Origin of the sequence: uncultured Rummeliibacillus sp., from assembly GCF_934216135.1 — a bacterium.
GTDB lineage: Bacteria > Bacillota > Bacilli > Bacillales_A > Planococcaceae > Rummeliibacillus.
The window spans coordinates 1-18,427 of record NZ_CAKQBI010000002.1 but is presented as its reverse complement, the minus strand read 5'-3'; the positions used below and the strand labels follow the sequence as shown (position 1 = coordinate 18,427).

Genomic DNA, 18,427 nt, shown 5'->3' with positions numbered 1-18,427 from the left:
AGCGATGAAACTATTAGTCATGAGTGATACACATAGTGATGCAGCAGTAATTACCAATGTAATCGCGCAAAACCCCGATGTAGACGCTATTTTCCACTGTGGAGATAGCGAGTTATCATGCTCGGCCCCAGAACTTCAAGGTGTTTTAAAAGTTAGAGGCAATTGCGATCAGGATATTGAATTTCCAACTGAAATGATAAAAGAAATAGATGGAAAGCGAATCTATATGACGCATGGTCATTTATATCATATAAAATCAAGCCTAACTGCGTTATCTTATCGAGCAAGAGAAGTACAAGCAGACGTAGTCTTATTTGGACATTCTCATGTTCTAGGCGTTGAACTCGTTGATAATATTCTTTATATCAATCCGGGAAGTCTTTTACTACCGAGAGGCCGCAAAGAAAAAAGTTACGCAATCATTGAAAACATCGAAAATGGTTGGCATATAATTTTCTATACAGAAGAAAAAAAGGTAATTGAAGAAAAAACTTTATTATATTGATAAAATAGTGTTGACAATTTTATCAGAGATGCTATAATAGGAAATGTCTTAAGGATAACATATCAAAAAGACATCCTGTCTCAGTAGCTCAGCTGGATAGAGCAACGGCCTTCTAAGCCGTCGGTCGGGGGTTCGAATCCCTCCTGGGACATACAGTTTTAGCCTCTAGAGCCCTTGCTACGCAAGGGTTTTTCTGTTTTTAGGGATTCGGTCAGGGTGTCGGTCCGGAAAGAAAAATCCCTATTTTTGCACCACCTCTGGCTTAGAACACCGTTGCTCTATGCAGCTAGCCGATTTCATCTTCCATTGCAAAAAAAGAATGGAGGATTTTTTTATGACAAAAAAGTCAGGCGTTTTTGATGTTGATTTTGATGGGTTATTGCCGATTGAAACAAAAAAGAAAAATAAGAAGAAGGATATAGAATCACGTACGATAGATAATGCATTGGAGATAGTTATTAGACAAATGATAGCTAGTGGTTATCGAAAGCGTACTACTGATGATTACAGAAGAATTGTCAGTAATTTCGAAAAGGCTCAAGGTATAAAATATTTGTCGGAAATAACTATGGAAACAATATATAATTGGCTAGATAAAATGAATGTAGCAAACCAAACAAAATTGACAAGATTAAAATCTTTGAAATCCTTTTTAAGCAAGTGTTTCAACAATGGATGGTATGAGACTAAATTTTGGGCATCCATCAATGTAAAAGTAGACAAGAAGATAAAACAGGGAACCAAGCCATCAGATATTGATTTATTGTTATCTTTGTTAGACTTAAAAACATTTGTTGGATTAAGGGATGCTACTGCTATTCTTACAATGTATAAGACGGGGATACGTATTAATACATTAGGCCAGTTAGAAGAAAAACACATTGATTTTAATGAGGGGGTATTAAAGCTAGATGGGGATGTATTGAAAAATCATAAGTATCTAAAGCTACCTTTGGATAATCAATTACTTCATTTGTACAAGGTATTAATACAACAAAACAATAAAGTTAGGAATTACTATCATGAGGATAATTCATTTATCTTTATTTCATATAAAGGTAAATCGCTAAATACAAAATCAACTAATAACGCAATTTCTAAGCAGCTTACTAAATATAGTAAAAAATATGGTTTAAAAAATATCAATGCACATGCAATAAGAAGGGCTTATGCAAAGAATTTGTTGAAAAAAGGAGCAAATTTAGCTCTTATATCAAAAGCACTTGGTCACTCTAATTTAGAAGTAACTACGCAGTATTTAGATTTAGATGTAGATGAAGTTGCTGAAAATTTAAGGAATTATTTGTGAAATAATAAGGTTATTAGACGCGGGTTCGACTCCCATCGTCTCCATAAAAATAATGGCTGTAAATGCAATCATATCAACGATTTTCGAGATTAGGGATATTGAACGGGAGTTGAACTCTTGTTGAATGTCCCTTTTTTCATACCTACATATTTACACTGTTCAAGACCTTCAAATTCACTAATGAAAATGGAGGTTTTTTATTTTGTCTAAGAGTAGAAAACATGGAATCTTTGCTGTAAGTGGTGATGTAGTGGCATTAACTACAATGAATCGTGAGGAAGTTCGTAATGCTATTACTATTGAAACAGCTTTAGAAACAGTTTTTAAGCAAATGAAAATTGGGGGTAATCGTGAACGTACAATTCAAAGTTATGATTATATCTTTAAACAATTTATAGAGATAAATAAATTAGAGTACGTGGAAGAGATAACAATTGATTCAATCTATCATTATTTAGATTCAATTGAAGTATCACAGCGAACAAAGTTAATTCGTTTAAAATCAATTAAAGCAGTTCTTAGTAAGTTCTATAACAACGGTTGGTTTAGTGACCGTTTTTGGACAACAATTCAAATTAGAGTAGACAAAGAAGTAAAAAGTGGTGCTAAGTTATCAGATATTGAAAAATTATTACAGTTAATAGACCAGACTACATTTATAGGTTTTAGAGATGCGGTGGCTATTAAGTTAATGTATAAGACTGGAATTCGTATCCGTACTTTAGGGGAACTCAAGGAACGTCATATCGATTTTGAAAACTTAGTTTTAAGTTTAGATGGTTCTACATTAAAAAATCATAAACATTTAAAGTTACCAATTGATGATGAAATTGCAAATATGCTAAAAACGTTAATACAGCTTAATAATGGTATTCGTAATTATTATGGAACAGAGAACTTTAATGTATTTATTACGCAAAATGGATTACCAATGAATACAAGTAAGTCATCTAATTTTGCAATATCTAAACAGCTAAACAAATATGCTAAACGATTTGGACTACAGAATATCAATGCCCATGCTATTAGACGTGCTCATGCTAAGAATTTATTAGAGAAGGGTGCTAGTATAGCGTTAATCAGTAAAGCATTAGGACATAGTGATTTAGCTGTCACAACACAATATTTAGATTTAGATGTAGAAGAGGTGGCAACTAATTTAAGAGACTTTTTATAATAATGTCCTAAACTAAAACATATTTGAAAGTACATAACTGTGAGGGATAAATTCTTTGCACTTTTTTATTTTGGAAAAGAGAGGTGAAATAATGATTACTCCTAAAAAATCTTTTGCAACAGAAGATGGAGAAGGTTTCTACAGATATATTTCGCTATGTTGAGTTAGGTTTAATCAAACCATTCGATGTAGCTTTGTATGTGAAATATTTAGAGTTATTTAATCCTAATCAAGCCTATGCATATCCAACGATTTATCAATTAGAATTACTTCTTAATTGTAGTAGGCAAAATATAGTTACTGCTAATAAACGATTAGAACAAGCTGGTCTATTGATAATTAAAAAACACAAAAATAACGATAATATTTATTTTCCTCTACAGCCCCATTGTAAAGAGGAGTTATATAAACAAGTGCCAGACTTATTTTTAAAATTTGAAAAACGAAAGGAGAGTATTGAATCAAAAGTAGTTATGGATAAAGTACGATTAGAGGATTTATTTGAAAGTTAAAGTCACAAACCTATGTGATAAACAAGATTGGTAGTGGAATATACGGGCGAAATTGAGATGTATTCATGTACGCCACGAATACTAGAACAAATGATGAAAGTCGCAGTAAAAAATAGACTACCAATAAAGGTGATAGAAATGAAAGATAGTAAACCAATAGCTGTCCAGATGACGTTGAATGACTTCAAACAAGTGAGTGACATTATGCAAGTAGCTTAGTAAAAACTGTGCGAAGTTGTGCAAATAAAAAATACAGTATAAGCTCTACCCTAGGGGGGACGGGGATAGCTGTATCCTTTACTAGTGGATGCACAATTTACACAGTGGTTTGGAAACCTTTTTGCGCACAAAATAATACTTTCATTCCAAAATATTTCATGGTAATATTTGTATATAAAATATAAGGGGTGAATGCATGAAATTAGAAAAAGTTATCATTCATAATTTTCGTTCGTATCAAGACCTTGTAGAAATTGACTTTAATAGTTTAACAACTATTATTGGAAAAAATGATGTAGGAAAATCAACTATTTTAGAGGCACTGGAGATATTCTTTAATAACAGTACAGTTAAAATTGATAGTAAAGATTATTGTGTTACATCGGAAAATCGTAACGTCTTAATAGGATGTGTTTTTTCAGGATTTGATGAAGAAATTATTTTAGACGATACAGCACCTACAACATTTAGAGAAGAATTTTTATTAAATGAAGATGGTTATTTAGAGATTCACAAAGTATATGACTGTTCTAAGAAAAATATAAAACCAGATATTTATTTGAAAGCATTATATCCTACAGATGCAATAGAAAACGGAAAATTTCTTATTCAACTTACACAACAAGAGTTACAGCGTAAAGTAAAGACTTTGAATATTGAAAATGGACCAACAGATTTAAGAACTAATCATTTAATGCGTAAAGATATATTTAGTACAGTTGATACTAACAAATTGGAACCGCATAAAATCGTTTTACATAGAGGAAGCAGTGGTACAGTATGGGAAAAAATTGAACCTATGTTACCTATATTCACTTTATTCCAATCTGATAGACCAAGTAGCGATGGGGATTCTGAAGTTCAAGACCCAATGAAGGTTGCTATAAGAGAAGCACTAGAAGAAGTAAGAGATAAGCTAGATGATATTGAAAAGTTAGTTCAAGATAAGGCAATGAGTGTAGCAAAACAAACATTAGAAAAATTAAAAGAAATGGACCCAACATTGGCGAACGAATTAACACCATATATTTCAGAACAACCAAAGTGGCAAAATTTATTTAAATTGACGCTAGAGGGGGATAATGGGATACCTGTTAATAAGAGAGGTAGTGGAGTTAGAAGGTTAATTTTATTGAACTTTTTTAGGGCTGCGGCGGAAAAAAAAGATATAACTAATTCTAGGGACATTATTTATGCTATAGAAGAACCAGAAACAGCCCAGCATCCTGCTAATCAAGTCATGTTAGCTGATGCTTTATTGGAATTAAGCAAAAAAGATAATACACAAGTGATTCTTACTACACATGTTCCAGCCTTTGCTAGTTTATTACCTATAGATTCATTAAGATTGATATTGAATATAGATGATGGAAAAGTAGTAATGTCATCTAAAAATGACGAAACAGTTCTTGAAAAAGTGGCTGAAACATTAGGGGTATATCCATCGCCTATTGGTAGTAGAGTAAAGGTAGCAGTTTTTGTTGAAGGACCGAATGACTTTAGTATTTTAAAAATATTTAGCCAAATAATTGCAAGTAGAAATCCTAATATTGTAGATTTAACTAATACAGATGAAGTAATAATAATTCCTTGTGGTGGGGATACATTAAGAGGTTGGGTTGAAAATCAATATTTAAAACAATTAAATATACCAGAAATTCATATTTACGATAGAGATGTAGTAAAAGAAGGTGAAGAACCTAAATATGAGAAATGGTGTAGAAAAGTTAGAGAAAGAAACGATGGTTCCGTTGCATTTCTAACTAGTAAAAGAGAAATAGAAAATTATATTCATCCAGATGTAATTAAAGAATTTTATTCATTGGAAGATGGATTTACATTTGGTCCAGATGATGATGTACCTAATTTGATTGCAAGTCTAACAAGATATTCTGAAAGTAATGTGAAGAAAAAACTTAATAATCATGTAGCACAGAAATTAACTTATGAACAGATTAAAGAAATGGACACCGAAGATGATATAGAAGGAAAGTGGTTTGCATTTATTAGTCAATGTGTAAATGGAAATCTAGTTGAAACCTCTTAAAATATGATATGATTATTAAGGTCTTTGAACCAAGTTCGTAAATATGTAATACTCCCTAATGAAAAAAATGATAAATGAAGAGTAGGGAAAAGTCTCCAATCCCTTATAGCAGTAAGAGTCGGCATAAGGACTCGCGAATTGCAAATAGGCAAACTACACGCGTAGAAGTTTGAGTATTGGAGTTTCTGGACGCGAGTTCGATTCCCACCGTCTCCATAATACGAAAATAGATGATTTCAATGAGTGTCAAAATCCTTTATAGATAAGGATTTTGGCACTTTTTTAATTGCATGTAGTTTCGATAAATATAAAATGAACGTAGTCAATTACCTAGTCAAAACGTATTCATTTACGAATTTAAATATTGTTCAAATAGTTAAACAGTGTGCTTTTTTATTAAAATGAAAATTTTAAGTATGTTTATCAATAGAATGCTTAATTTATCAATCTACTATAACTGATATATACATAATGAAGTATATTATTTATCTAATATATTAAATGTTTTTTTTGACAATAATATAGGTATTTAGTTTAATATATATATAAATTATGGTATTAGTAAAAAGATACGAAGATGGAACTGAATTATCACGTGATAAAGGTAATTTTGATGAATGGTGCATTTATATAAATGGAAGAGCACCCTATGATAGAGATTATTTAGGTAGTCTTCATAAATTAGGTCAAACTTGTGGAATGGATAAAGTGTACAATGAGTTTTTAAATCTTTACAATTTAACAGGTAGAGAAGTAGAAGAAAGAATATTGAATAATGTAATACCTGAAATAGCTACTAATCTAGAAAATAATTACTTTAATAATCTTGAAATCCAAAAGTTATTCGGTACATTGTATTTGGTGATGTTAGCCGAGCAAAACCGCATGCTTGCAAATGGGGTTGAAACTAAAGTTGGTAAACGTATTAAAGGTTTAGCTGTTTATCAGTTATTCTATGAGGGTTATTCGGTTGAACAAGCGTGTAATTTTTCTATTGGGCGACCATGGAGAGAAATTGCTAATTTATGTGATGAACGTGGTTTAAGAAGATAAAATTCCAGGTCTATTTATCGGTGATGCTTGTATTAACGATAAATAGACTGTTTTTATGTATATTAAATGAAAGATGAGTTTTAAGCTTGAAAAAAATAGATGTTAATAAAAAGATGAAAATGTATGGAGAATACTAACAACGAAAAAATCTGAAAAAGAGTAAGAGATATTAACCTCCTAAAAAACTTCAAGTATTATTAGAAAAAGTGATATTAATAACCAGTAATTTACATTGTAGGGAAAGCTTTTAATGGTAGTATGTCCAATTCATTCTTCATTTTCTTTGATTTCAAAATTCAATATAAATAATGCATTTTTATTAAAAATACGATACTATTATAAGGCATGATAAGAAAAATGAATATCAAATACATTATTAAGAAGGAATGTAGAATCAATGAAATATAATTTTTTGCACCAATTAATAGAGGACATTACTATAATAGAACCAAGAAAGCTAATTCCCTATAAAAGAGAAAAGGGAATCTTTTTTGACTGTTTAGATAAATATATTCAAAATAGGTTAAAAGACTATGACGATAAAGAAAAATTCCAAATCTATTTTAGTAAAATGAAAGTATCAGAAATTAGATTGTTCAACGAAATACTATTTAAATTAATTTTCAATCCAAGATATGTTTATCAAAGTACGCTTCATTGTACTCTAGAAAACATATCTAAGCAAACTAATATGGGGATAGAAGAGATTGAAGATATATTATCTGGACTTTCATTATTGCAACTGGAAATCAGTGAGCCAACAGGTAATGTTTTTATTTTATCTTCATTATTTAATGTAAGTATTCAAGGTAAAGTTTTAAATGGCGAAGAACATAATTTTAAGCTCAACTTTAATGATGAATTTTTGGCTGCATGTAAAGATGTAGGAAAGAATACTTATTAGTACAGCAGATACGTGTAAATGTGGTAATTCAAGTTTTTATAGGAATTTAATAATTAAAATGAAGACTGCTAGTAACAATTTCTCACTTTACAACTATTACTATCTGAGTGGTAGTAGTCACTAATTTATTTTTGTTGAACCAACCTAATGCTTTACAGTGGCTTAGGGTGGTTTTTATTATAATGTGAAAAGGAGTAAAGTTGACGAATAATTGTATTTCTAGTTGAAGAGTTTTTAACTTCTATTAAAACAATTTTATTACTTCCTTCGTATCCAGCATCTACCTCTGTTTGAACACTTTCTACTTCTATGTGATTTTTGCCGACAGAAAATTCGAACTTTGGTGTATATTTTCTTCCCCTTATTGTTAATATTAAAGAATTATCATTAACAAATTTCTCTATAAGTCCAGCTGCAAATGCATAATCAACATGCTGCATCTCGGAATTCCCGATAGTGCTTGTAATAGGTTTAAATGAAAGTTTTGATTTAAAAAGAATTGCATCCGTATCTATTTCTGGTATATCTATATACCCTTCATCTCGGATAATAGCATAATTACCGTTTTTTACGGGTAATAGAAAAAGGTTTTTCTCCTTAAAAACATCGGGTCTACTTTCACGTGTATCTTGTTTGCATAAAATTCTTACTTCTTTTTCCGCCACTTTCGTAAAGTCTTGGCAAGCGACTTTTATTTGTTCAGCACTTAAATAGTAAGGTGAAGTTTCAAAATCATGTTGGTCTAAGTTCAAATCCTCAAAGATTTTTTTCAAGAATTGTTACTCATTATTGGCACTTCCTTTATCTATATTTTCGATTTGATAATATAATATGTGATGAAATACTTTTATATGTTTTAAAAATAGTTGCAATTTTATAGGTTGACCGAAGGGTTTAAAATAGTCATAAGGTAAAAAGCTAAAAGATTTTATTGAACAGACATAGTTATCTATCTGTTAAAATAAAACCAGAAACTTCTAATAGGAATACATAAATGGAGGGATTTTACATATGAAATTTGAAGAATATGCAAACTTATCACCTGATAAACGGTTGGCTTATTTTATGGATACTTTATCTGTAACCAATCGTACTCCCGAGTATTATGTGAATTGGGAAAAAGTGAATCGTGAAACAAAAAAATATGAGTTAGAATTAAACACGTTAAACTATTTAATAGGTAAAGAAAATATCTATCAAGAAACTCTTAATTTATTCACAAAACAACCTGACTTAATCAAAGCTTTGCCGAGTCTAATTGCTAGCAGGGATAAAATTCTAGATGTTTTATCAATAGATGAAAATGATAGTATGTCGTTTTATCAACTCGATTTCAAAGATATTGATATAAATAACATTAAGTCGTATGTTGATTTTGCAGAGCAATCAGGGTTACTGAATTTCTTAGAAAATGAAGCTAATCGTTCTTTAGTTGATTATGTTTACGGCGTAGAAGCTGGTCTTGATAGTAACGGTCGTAAGAATCGTAGTGGGACAACAATGGAAGGGATACTTGAAAGAAATGTTGCAAAAGTTGCAAATAAACTCTCACTTGAACACCATCCACAAGCTACAGCTAAATGGATATTAAGTAATTGGGGGATTCACGTTCCAGTCGATAAGTCAGAACGTAGATTTGATGATGCAGTGTTTGACCCTAATACAAACCGTTTATGGTTGATAGAAACAAATTACTATGGTGGGGGAGGTAGTAAGCTAAAAGCGGTAGCAGGAGAATTTACCACACTGAATGAATTTGTTTCAAACTCAGCAGATGATGTTACTTTTGTTTGGGTTACAGATGGACAAGGATGGCACACTGCTCATTTACCTCTTGAAGAAGCATTTGGACATATTAGTTATGTATTTAATTTAAATATGTTAAGTGAAAATTATCTGTTTGAGTTGTTTAATTAAGTAGTGCATTTAATTTAGCTTAGTTTTGAAGAGAAAAGAATGGACCATTTAGAAAATAGAAATTGCCTCAAATTAAAGGAACTCCTCGATGATGAGAAGTTCCTTTTTTAGTTTAGCAGCAATCGATTAAATTTGAGGCATTAAAGAGATATCTTTAGATTAAAGCTGCAATGTGGAATAAGTCTGACTATTTTAAAAAGCAAATATAAATTTTCATTAAGTTAAATGTTCCTTTTTTGTAATTATATTTACTAATCAAAAAACTTTTTCATAGGTATATTATATTTTTTAGAAATGCATAATAAGACATCTAATGAAACTTTTTGACATGAACTTGGAGCTTCTAGTTTGGATAAATGGCTCAAGCTAATTCCTATAGAATTACTAAAGTCTTCTTGCGACAATTGATTTGATATCCGAATATTTTTAATAACTTGACCGATTTTGTAATACTCTTTTTCAAAGATAATATCAGCTGACATATTACTTCTCCTTCGGTATATATTTAAGCAAATTATAACATATAAATAAAACTTAAACTTTCACTCACAGTGAAAGTGTGCTATTATAAATATAAGAATTATAATAAAATTCAGGAGGAAAAGATAAGAATGAATTCAGCGCAACCATTTGTAAAGTGGGCAGGAGGAAAAAGAAAACTATTACCTGTTTACGTAGATAAGTATCCTAAACGGTTACAGAATGGAGAAATTAAGAAATACATTGAAGGATTCGTTGGTGGTGGTGCTGTATTTTTTGATTTAATAAAAAAATATCAATTTGAAGAAGTAATATTAAATGATGTGAATAATATATTGATTTCAACCTATTATATTATTCAACAAAACGTGGAAGTATTGATTGATAAACTAGAAAGAGTGCAAGCGAATTATTTGGAGAAATCTCCTGAAGAAAGAGAAAGTTATTATTATGAAATGCGTGATAAATTTAATAATATTAAGAATAAAATAGAATATGACAGCTATGGAGAAAATATTATCGATAATACTAGAATAGAAGCTAGTGTATGTTTTCTATTTTTGAATAGAACATGTTTTAATGGACTTTATCGTGAAAATAAAAAGGGTGGTTTTAATGTTCCAGCTGGAAAATATAAAAATCCACAAATAGTAGATGCTAAAAATCTTCGTGATGTTAGTGAAGTTTTAAAAAATGTAAAACTAACCAATATAGATTTTGAACAACTATCTGATTTTGTGACGAAAGATACGTTTGTATACTTGGACCCTCCATATAGACCTTTAAATGTGACATCAAGCTTTAATAGTTATTCTAAGGGGAATTTTGATGATGAGGAACAGTGTCGTTTAGCAAAGTGGTACCATAGTATGAGTGATAAGGGTGCAGCTATGATGCTTAGTAACTCAAATCCTAAAAATACTAATCCAGATGATACATTTTTTGAAGAATTGTATAATGGATTTAAAATTTATGAAGATATAGAAGCTGCAAGAGCAATTAACTCAAAGGCATCAAAGCGTGGAGCAGTTACGGAGATACTAGTTGTAAACGAATAAATTAATAAACACCCTTTTCTATTTGGAAAGGGGTGTTTTTAAATGAATAAAAAAAGTTATCTACCATTATGTGTTGCTGTTGAAATTATACTAAATAAATCATTTGTTAAAGATTTTTCTAAAACATGCCTGAACATATATGCATTAGAATTATTTGTTTTTTCCTGTACTGCTAAAAGCTCTGCAAGTATAATGAGAAACTCTATATCGTAAAATCCGTATTTACTTAATACGGAATAGTGGCCCATGTTGGAAATCACTTTGGAGGATTTTAGTATGTTAACAATAGAGTTCTTATTAAGATTAGAAATAGAAGAAGAGTTATTCCAAGATTTTAATAAGGCATAAATCAGTTTATCAGTTAATTTAGGATTACATTCTTTTTTTATTAGTAAATCTGTTACCCAATGGATATGTTTAGGAGTTCTTAGACGAGTCTTTTTTCCGTTAATAACTTCACGGTATTTTATTAAATAATCATTTATGGATAAACTCCCTGGAAAAATTGCTAAAATATATTTTTGATTTATATGAATATCTAATATTGACTGGAAAGATTGGGAGTTTCTTTTGAAATTTTCTTTTCCAGGACTTACATACATTATTCTACTCATATCAATAACCTCCAAATATTATCTTTTATAATATAATTCAGATAATGTTATTACTCTTCTCTTTAAATTAGAAACTTTTTGGTAGTATGACTTATTCTATCAATCGTGATATCTAAGTAAGTAGAATTAATATCAATTCCAATGTAATTCCGATTATATTCATAGCAAGCAACACCTGTAGTGCCACTTCCATTAAAAGGGTCTAAAACAACATCACCTTCGTGTGTTGAAGATAAGATTATACGTTCTAATAATTCAAGTGGCTTTTGAGTGGGATGTTTACCAAATGATTTTTCAGACTTTTTAGTAATCGAAGTGGTCCATACGTCCTTCATCTGTTTCCCACTATTCCAACTCTTCATTAAGTCATAGTTGAAATAATGCTTAGCTTTCTCAGACTTTTTTGCCCAAATAATTGTCTCTGTGGAATGTGTAAAAGTTCTACAGGCTAAATTAGGGGGAGGGTTAGTCTTTTGCCATGTGATATTATTTAGAATCTTATAATTTAGTTTCTGCAAGATAAATCCTACAGTATATATGTTATGAAGTGTACCAGATACCCATAGTGTTCCGTTTGGCTTTAATATTCGTCTTGCCTCTATTAACCATGCCAAGTTAAATTGATAAATGTCTTCAAACGAGTTTTTCTTGTCCCAAGAACCTTTATTTACCGACACCATTTTTCCTCCTGAACATGTAATTCCATCGTTCGAAAGAAAATACGGTGGGTCAGCAAAAACTACATCAATAGATTCGTCTGGAAGAGAACTTAATATTTCTAAACTATCCCCAAGAATTAGGGAATAGTCTTGGTCTATTGATGTGTAATAAGGATTAGGATATTTGATGTTCATAAAATTCCTCACTTTTAATTTACTTTAAACAGTTATTTAATTTTACTACTTTAATTTGAAATGGAAGCTTTTTATTATCATGTAAAGTTTTTTTGGGAACAAGTTTACCAATGGTTTTATATGCTATTTGACCATTTGCTCCAGGTGTTGATGTAGCTTTTTCTTCAAAATCATCTTGGTGCAAAACAAACCAATTTCTTGTTGTAGGCATTGGCAGTATATGTAATTCTTTTATTTCAAGAAAATAGTAAAATATATAATCTGCCTCTGTATACATAAAACAACCAGGAGTGTTTTTATTGTTATTACTAATTGTTTCAAAAAAGTAATTTCCTGTTCTATGCCATCTATCACCTTTTATTTCTATTTTAATCGTTTCCTTGTTTCCATTTACCGTTCTCTTCCAAAGTAAATCGATATCTAAAGATTGAAATCTTTTGTCGTTTTGAACATCTATTACTTCATCTGTTACATCAAAATGTTTCAAATACTTTTCAATATCTTTATAAGCTAGCTGGGCAATATTATCCGCTTCGTTCATAGAATAAGAAAAAGGCATAATAAAACTTCATCTCCTATATTAAAAGGCAATTCTTGGAGAGTTGCCTTTTATGCAAAGTAACCCTAAAAAATTTTTTAGATTATATTAGGATATTTTGTTGAATTTTTTAATAAATCAGTCATGAATTCTTTTTTGAAATAAAAAGCAAAATTTTTATTTGAAATGTATTTTTTGTAATGATTTGAATAGATAGGATGATAAGGTTTGGAGTCTTTAGTTCGTATTTGAATATATTTTCCATTAGAAGTATGTAAGTAACCATCACCTTTTTCTATAGAGTTCTTCATTTGAAAAACTATATTATTATAGTCATCTTGAAGTTGAGCAAAAAAATTGTCGTCAGGACTTGTTTCAAAATAAATTGGTGGTTTAAAATACCATTCTTCAGGTTTTTTCGAAAGTTTAACTACTGGTAGATATATCATTCGCTTAATCTTATTGAATACCCATGATTGTTCAAATGTCATACCAGAAAACATATTATCAACTTGCGAAGCAATTTGTGAAATGAACATAGTTTCAAGGGGTTCACCGTTTAACTTAGCTTTATTAGTTTTAAGCTCGCCATCTTCAAAATCTAGAGCGTTTGGAGTATTAGCAAGGCCTAAATATATTTCAAGAAGTTGTCCGACTTTTCCTTTGTTTAATTTGTCTATTGGAACATTTAAAAATAGTTCTTTGAAAGGGATATTCTCAATTTTACCATTCTCTAAAATTTCTAAAGCATCCATTAATTTCATTAATAATCACCCTTAGTATATTTTTACCTTACTAACTGTATTGTATAATAAAAGGTGAAAGTAAGCATTGTAGTTATTAAATTGTATCTATTGGTAGCTGAACATATTTAATCAAATTGAATAAGTTGCTATGGCACGAATATTACCGCTTTTGAATTTTGAATTGGAATTATTTAGTTTAATATAGACAGGGTACATATATAAGCTGTTTTTACATATAGACGAGAGAAGAATTTATTTCAAATATTTCAATATTATTTGTGGTCGATAATTTGAAATATTAATTGTAAATGCTAATAAAATAACCTATATAATGATTTTCTTTATAAAAATATGGCATGAAAGATGATAATTTATAGTCTTTAGTTACCGTAATGCCATATTAAAATATAATCTATTTAATATAATCTATCATTATGTAAATTAATTAAAAAATAAAGCTTAAAGACATTTCATATACAAGATAAAACATATTGTGGTAAATGTATTTTATATAAATTGATTAAATAGCAAAAAAATAATTGTAATGCTATAGATTAAAATAAAATGTCACACTATAATAATTAATCAAAAGTTTCCTAGAGGAAACAATTCCGAAACATAAACCTATATATACATTAAAAAAGTTGAATTTTTATTTTAATCACAAAAAAATTAAGCATGATTTTATCTGTAATTAACATATGGATTTATAAAAATAATTCTATTAATATATAAAATTCTTAGGGGTAAATCAATTTTTGGCAATTATCAAATATCCATTATTGAAGAGGTTAGTAAGTCACTTCAGTTTCATATCAACTATGGGTTTATAAAAGAAAAAAGCTATTCTACTATGAATAGCCTTATGTATGTATTTAAAATATTGAACTGATTAAATCTTTATCATCCTCAGTGATTTCTTTGACATTACTGCTTGTTGGCAAATTGTCAAGGTTAAGATTGGCGAGCTTATTATCAATAAGTGAATCAACAAGGCGTTTTAAAGATTCATCATCTGTTGATGTCCTCTTTTTTTGTTGAATATCACCCCTAATAAGCTTACAAACGTATAGACTAACGTTATCAAGTGATTGCAAGTATGTATATACATCATTAAAGTCTGTTCTAATACTTATGGAAATTCTGCGATTACCCATTGATTTTCACATCTAAAATTGTAAAAAAACTATTAACGTTCGAGAAAGCTCCATCCTCTACAATATTCGCATTAGGTATTTTAGAAAGCAAAACCTTTTTAAGCAATTGCGAACCACCACCGCAAATAATAACATTGGTATTGTAAAAGGAAATATCATGAGATTTCGCGAAATTAATAATTTCATTAACATGTTCTGTTAATACTTTAAGAATTAAATCATGACTGTCTTCCATAACAACTCCATTTTTTGATAGAAAAGAATCTTTAATGATTTGCTCTACATCATCAGCTGCAATGACAATCCCATATTGCTTTGAGAGAGCGCTAGCGATTTTGCTGCGTATAATGTTACCACCTGTATTAGCCAAAATCATTGTATCTATCTGAGGCACAATACCTTTATAAACACAATAAGTTGTATTCAGTCCTCCAATATCTAATACTAAGTTTTTAGTTGTACGATATTTACTAAGATTTGTATAGATATCGGCCATTCCTTCTGGTAATAATATTAAATTATCAATAAGAAGATGTAATTGCTTTCCATTATGCTTAATATGAATAATTTTATTGTTATTAATATGATTTGCATACTGTTCTTTCAAATCCACATTCTGATAGATGTTAATAGGGACGTTAACCGCTAGATTTATTCTTATTAAGTTTGCTGTAATTTGTAATTTTTCTATTGCTTTTGATATTGCTAAGTAAATACATACAAGATGTTCTGTCGTGTCTTTTGATACATCATAATTAGCTCTTTTCTCAGATACACTATCGCCTATAATATATGTTTTGTTATTATACTCTATTATATCAACACCTTTAATATTGTAAGATAAACCTTTATCTATTTCTTGAACCTTTGTACGAAAGTACATCTTCTTACTATTTTCAAAATCACCACCTTTATATCTAGCTTTAGTAGCATATTTTCCGCTATCAACTGCAATTAATAAACTATTTGCCATAATATCACTCCTCTATTATTTTACTTAGATAATTTCAACAATAATATTGAAAGAATCTATATTTATATAATATGCAGTAGACGTAATAATATTCATATAAATCGTACTAGTTTAAGGTAATAATAGTATTATTTATAATACTTATGGGGTGTATAATAAAGTATATAAATATAATAAAAGAAGTGATTGAATAATGTTAAGTAGTTCTATTGACTTTAAAGAATTGGTAGAAAAGATGACGAATACGCAATCATGGGATAATAAGCATTTTGATGTTTATTCGTACGAAGCTGGGGCAGGAAAAAGTAAAAAAGTCCAAGAGTTATTAGCTAGCACACCTTATAGAGCATTATATGTACAACGATTCGTTAAAGATAGTGGAATTGAAAATACAGTGGATACTATAAATAAGTTAGCAAATGATAAGAATAGAGCTTGTAAATTTACAACTGTCGAATCAGGAAAAAAAGCCAAAATGGTAGAAGCAGAAAAATCACAGGTATTATGCATTTCTCATAAAATGTATCTGCAAATTTGTTTAGGTTATCATCAAGATTTAATAAAAGATAGAGAGATTTTAATTATTGATGAACATCCTGATGTATTTAATAAAGTGACATTTAGCTTTGCTGACTTGGGCCATGCAGCTTTATTAGCAAGATTTGAACAAAATGAGATATTAAAGGATATTGCAAAAAAAATCATCGTTTGCTTAGAAAAAATTGATAGCAGAGATAAAAGAATAGTTAATAAACTAGAGTTGAATTATACAGAAGAAGAAATAAGTGAGTATATAGGGGCGATAGATATATTAAAGAAAAAGAAGTCGAATGAAGATAAGGAAATGCTTGAAAAATTAAAGTTTATTCTAAAAAATCCAAGTTTTATTATAGATAGAAACATCGATACATATAATAGTAATTTTAATTTCATTTTACTAGAATGTAATATTATTTTAGATGCCAGTGCCGAGATTGACTATCGTTATACAATATCGGATATTTTTAATGTTCATCCTCAGAAAAAGGCATTTAATTATTCAACAAGTCTTATAAAGCTTTTTGAATTAAAGACAGGAGATGTTGATTATCGTAGTGATAAAAAAAGAATACATCAGATTATTTTTGATACCTTAGAAATAAAATCTAGTGATAAAATACTTTTTATTACTGCTAAGAATAATTCAAAAAAATTAAAACCTGTAATTGACGATACTAACCAATTACGAGTCTGGGATAGTAGAGATTTAATAAAAGACTATGAAGTTGATTATTTTGGAAATTTGATAGGGAAAAATAATTACAAAAATTATAATGTAGCCGTTCTGATGAAAACTCCTAACTATAGCTATGTTGATTATTTATTGAGATATGCTTTTTATAATTCTCAAGGCATAGGAAATTTTAAAAAAATTAAAGCTTTCGAAGAAGATAATATTGAAAAAATGCGAATATCACTTATTGCATGCGATTATTATCAATCAATGCGCCGAATTGCTCGCTCACCAGGTATGACGGCCACTTATTATATTTACACGACAAACAAAGATGCCATAAAACTAGTGAGGACACAACTACCTAAAATACAATTTGAAGAATGTAAAGTTCCAAAAATCAGATTTCAAAAAGCAAAAAAAGAATTGGTATCTGATAGACTGATTAGTTGTTTGGAAGAATGTCAGCAAAATAAAATACCTACAATTTCTAAAAAAGCTGTTTGCGAGAAGATTGGAATTGATAAGCATCAACTTTCAAGGGAAATCAAAAAGATTAATCTATTTTTAAAAATGAATAATATTAAAGTAGAAACTCGATGCTTCGTTTTAAGTTAATAATTGCCAGCAGACTTGCCCCTATATACACGACTAGTAAAGTTAACATTTTTCTTTTCTTATATATAAGGTAGTAGATGTTAACTTTAAGCTTATTGTTGTTTAATTGATTGGTGAAATATTCTCCTAATTAATTTGGTGAATATTGACTCATTATTTGCTTATTATCAAAAAAAGACAAGGATGATTAGGTTAAGTTTATCCAATTTTCAAGAGTTAAAAATAATAAAAAACATTCATTTAAATTAATTTTTAACTATTAGGTGATGGATAATGTTAATGATAAATTGCTCTTTCATATGATATATAAAGAAAAATGCAATTAAATAATTAAGCCCTGGTTTAAGCCTTGGCTTAAGGCTTGGATTAATTATTTAGTTACATTTGGCTAAAGTTTTTATTTGTGATGATTGAAAACTTACTTTGATACTGAAACAACATCACTTATCAATTAATTGATTGTAGTATAGATGTATGGACACACTCTAGTTAAATTATTTATGATAGAACAAACGAGAGGACGTGTCCGAATA

The 18,427-nt window shown here is 29.4% G+C and carries 19 protein-coding genes and 1 tRNA gene; 12 read left to right on the top strand and 8 right to left on the bottom strand.

Annotated features, from left to right (window positions below):
* Positions 1 to 4: 4 nt before the first annotated feature.
* The 9 genes from Q0977_RS01750 to Q0977_RS01710 all read left to right on the top strand — a co-directional run bounded on the left by Q0977_RS01750 (position 5) and on the right by Q0977_RS01710 (position 7,726).
* Positions 5 to 505, top strand: coding sequence for a metallophosphoesterase (locus tag Q0977_RS01750; protein WP_299510066.1), 501 nt, complete (start codon positions 5 to 7; stop codon positions 503 to 505).
* Between the two features lie 77 nt (positions 506 to 582).
* A tRNA-Arg gene (locus Q0977_RS01745) sits at positions 583 to 656 on the top strand.
* Positions 657 to 839: 183 nt separating this feature from the next.
* Positions 840 to 1,814 carry a site-specific integrase gene (locus tag Q0977_RS01740; RefSeq protein ID WP_124217074.1) on the top strand — a complete coding sequence of 325 codons (975 nt, stop codon included), beginning with the start codon at positions 840 to 842 and terminating at the stop codon, positions 1,812 to 1,814.
* 202 nt (positions 1,815 to 2,016) lie between these two features.
* Positions 2,017 to 2,991 (top strand): site-specific integrase, encoded by a 975-nt coding sequence (locus tag Q0977_RS01735; RefSeq protein ID WP_241155027.1) that lies wholly within the window; start codon positions 2,017 to 2,019, stop codon positions 2,989 to 2,991.
* Positions 2,992 to 3,191: 200 nt separating this feature from the next.
* The gene (locus tag Q0977_RS01730; RefSeq protein WP_299510062.1) at positions 3,192 to 3,503 is read left to right on the top strand and encodes a hypothetical protein; all 312 of its coding nucleotides are present in this window, start codon (positions 3,192 to 3,194) and stop codon (positions 3,501 to 3,503) included.
* A gap of 57 nt (positions 3,504 to 3,560) precedes the next feature.
* Positions 3,561 to 3,722: a hypothetical protein gene (locus tag Q0977_RS01725; RefSeq protein WP_164489513.1), complete on the top strand. Its 162-nt coding sequence runs from the start codon at positions 3,561 to 3,563 to the stop codon at positions 3,720 to 3,722.
* 196 nt (positions 3,723 to 3,918) lie between these two features.
* A complete protein-coding gene (locus tag Q0977_RS01720; RefSeq protein WP_124217076.1) occupies positions 3,919 to 5,769 on the top strand; it encodes an ATP-binding protein in 1,851 nt (616 codons plus the stop codon).
* Between the two features lie 552 nt (positions 5,770 to 6,321).
* The gene (locus Q0977_RS01715; RefSeq protein ID WP_124217077.1) at positions 6,322 to 6,822 is read left to right on the top strand and encodes a DUF7004 family protein; all 501 of its coding nucleotides are present in this window, start codon (positions 6,322 to 6,324) and stop codon (positions 6,820 to 6,822) included.
* A gap of 397 nt (positions 6,823 to 7,219) precedes the next feature.
* On the top strand, positions 7,220 to 7,726 hold the full coding sequence (locus Q0977_RS01710) for a hypothetical protein (protein WP_124217078.1): 507 nt from the start codon (positions 7,220 to 7,222) through the stop codon (positions 7,724 to 7,726).
* A 152-nt stretch (positions 7,727 to 7,878) separates the two neighbouring features.
* Here Q0977_RS01710 and Q0977_RS01705 read toward each other — a convergent pair whose 3' ends face one another.
* Positions 7,879 to 8,499 carry a type II restriction enzyme gene (locus Q0977_RS01705; protein ID WP_299510057.1) on the bottom strand — a complete coding sequence of 207 codons (621 nt, stop codon included), beginning with the start codon at positions 8,497 to 8,499 and terminating at the stop codon, positions 7,879 to 7,881.
* A gap of 238 nt (positions 8,500 to 8,737) precedes the next feature.
* Between Q0977_RS01705 and Q0977_RS01700 the strand changes: the two genes are divergently transcribed.
* The gene (locus Q0977_RS01700) at positions 8,738 to 9,643 is read left to right on the top strand and encodes a type II restriction endonuclease (RefSeq protein ID WP_299510055.1); all 906 of its coding nucleotides are present in this window, start codon (positions 8,738 to 8,740) and stop codon (positions 9,641 to 9,643) included.
* A 251-nt stretch (positions 9,644 to 9,894) separates the two neighbouring features.
* Here the strand turns inward: Q0977_RS01700 and Q0977_RS01695 are convergent, their stop codons facing one another.
* Positions 9,895 to 10,125, bottom strand: coding sequence for a helix-turn-helix domain-containing protein (locus Q0977_RS01695; protein ID WP_299510053.1), 231 nt, complete (start codon positions 10,123 to 10,125; stop codon positions 9,895 to 9,897).
* A 129-nt stretch (positions 10,126 to 10,254) separates the two neighbouring features.
* On the opposite strand from Q0977_RS01695, the gene Q0977_RS01690 reads away from it, so the two are divergent.
* Positions 10,255 to 11,181, top strand: coding sequence for a Dam family site-specific DNA-(adenine-N6)-methyltransferase (locus Q0977_RS01690; RefSeq protein WP_299510051.1), 927 nt, complete (start codon positions 10,255 to 10,257; stop codon positions 11,179 to 11,181).
* Positions 11,182 to 11,237: 56 nt separating this feature from the next.
* On the opposite strand, the gene Q0977_RS01685 is transcribed toward Q0977_RS01690, so the two are convergent.
* From Q0977_RS01685 to Q0977_RS01660, 6 genes are all read right to left on the bottom strand, one after another.
* Positions 11,238 to 11,795, bottom strand: coding sequence for a hypothetical protein (locus tag Q0977_RS01685; protein ID WP_299510049.1), 558 nt, complete (start codon positions 11,793 to 11,795; stop codon positions 11,238 to 11,240).
* 62 nt (positions 11,796 to 11,857) lie between these two features.
* Complete coding sequence (locus Q0977_RS01680) at positions 11,858 to 12,649, bottom strand: site-specific DNA-methyltransferase (RefSeq protein ID WP_299510047.1); 792 nt, start codon at positions 12,647 to 12,649, stop codon at positions 11,858 to 11,860.
* A gap of 19 nt (positions 12,650 to 12,668) precedes the next feature.
* Positions 12,669 to 13,208: a hypothetical protein gene (locus Q0977_RS01675; RefSeq protein WP_299510045.1), complete on the bottom strand. Its 540-nt coding sequence runs from the start codon at positions 13,206 to 13,208 to the stop codon at positions 12,669 to 12,671.
* A gap of 77 nt (positions 13,209 to 13,285) precedes the next feature.
* Complete coding sequence (locus tag Q0977_RS01670; RefSeq protein ID WP_299510043.1) at positions 13,286 to 13,951, bottom strand: MutH/Sau3AI family endonuclease; 666 nt, start codon at positions 13,949 to 13,951, stop codon at positions 13,286 to 13,288.
* Positions 13,952 to 14,808: 857 nt separating this feature from the next.
* Entirely contained in the window at positions 14,809 to 15,090 is a 282-nt protein-coding gene (locus Q0977_RS01665) for a hypothetical protein (protein WP_124217086.1), read from the bottom strand.
* Positions 15,083 to 16,063, bottom strand: coding sequence for a ParM/StbA family protein (locus Q0977_RS01660; protein ID WP_299510039.1), 981 nt, complete (start codon positions 16,061 to 16,063; stop codon positions 15,083 to 15,085). Before Q0977_RS01660 ends, Q0977_RS01665 begins: the two co-directional genes overlap by 8 nt.
* Before the next feature lie 193 nt (positions 16,064 to 16,256).
* Here Q0977_RS01660 and Q0977_RS01655 point away from each other — a divergent pair, with 193 nt between their 5' ends.
* Positions 16,257 to 17,894: a hypothetical protein gene (locus tag Q0977_RS01655; protein WP_299510037.1), complete on the top strand. Its 1,638-nt coding sequence runs from the start codon at positions 16,257 to 16,259 to the stop codon at positions 17,892 to 17,894.
* The last annotated feature ends 533 nt before the right edge of the window (positions 17,895 to 18,427 follow it).

Coding starts and splice junctions, on each gene's coding strand:
- Q0977_RS01750 (WP_299510066.1), top strand. CDS start 5: ATGAAACTATTAGTCATGAGTGATACACATAGTGATGCAGCAGTAATT.
- Q0977_RS01740 (WP_124217074.1), top strand. CDS start 840: ATGACAAAAAAGTCAGGCGTTTTTGATGTTGATTTTGATGGGTTATTG.
- Q0977_RS01685 (WP_299510049.1), bottom strand. CDS start 11,795: ATGAGTAGAATAATGTATGTAAGTCCTGGAAAAGAAAATTTCAAAAGA.
- Q0977_RS01665 (WP_124217086.1), bottom strand. CDS start 15,090: ATGGGTAATCGCAGAATTTCCATAAGTATTAGAACAGACTTTAATGAT.
- Q0977_RS01725 (WP_164489513.1), top strand. CDS start 3,561: ATGTATTCATGTACGCCACGAATACTAGAACAAATGATGAAAGTCGCA.
- Q0977_RS01675 (WP_299510045.1), bottom strand. CDS start 13,208: ATGCCTTTTTCTTATTCTATGAACGAAGCGGATAATATTGCCCAGCTA.
- Q0977_RS01670 (WP_299510043.1), bottom strand. CDS start 13,951: ATGAAATTAATGGATGCTTTAGAAATTTTAGAGAATGGTAAAATTGAG.
- Q0977_RS01720 (WP_124217076.1), top strand. CDS start 3,919: ATGAAATTAGAAAAAGTTATCATTCATAATTTTCGTTCGTATCAAGAC.
- Q0977_RS01710 (WP_124217078.1), top strand. CDS start 7,220: ATGAAATATAATTTTTTGCACCAATTAATAGAGGACATTACTATAATA.
- Q0977_RS01695 (WP_299510053.1), bottom strand. CDS start 10,125: ATGTCAGCTGATATTATCTTTGAAAAAGAGTATTACAAAATCGGTCAA.
- Q0977_RS01700 (WP_299510055.1), top strand. CDS start 8,738: ATGAAATTTGAAGAATATGCAAACTTATCACCTGATAAACGGTTGGCT.
- Q0977_RS01655 (WP_299510037.1), top strand. CDS start 16,257: ATGTTAAGTAGTTCTATTGACTTTAAAGAATTGGTAGAAAAGATGACG.
- Q0977_RS01680 (WP_299510047.1), bottom strand. CDS start 12,649: ATGAACATCAAATATCCTAATCCTTATTACACATCAATAGACCAAGAC.
- Q0977_RS01660 (WP_299510039.1), bottom strand. CDS start 16,063: ATGGCAAATAGTTTATTAATTGCAGTTGATAGCGGAAAATATGCTACT.
- Q0977_RS01690 (WP_299510051.1), top strand. CDS start 10,255: ATGAATTCAGCGCAACCATTTGTAAAGTGGGCAGGAGGAAAAAGAAAA.
- Q0977_RS01715 (WP_124217077.1), top strand. CDS start 6,322: ATGGTATTAGTAAAAAGATACGAAGATGGAACTGAATTATCACGTGAT.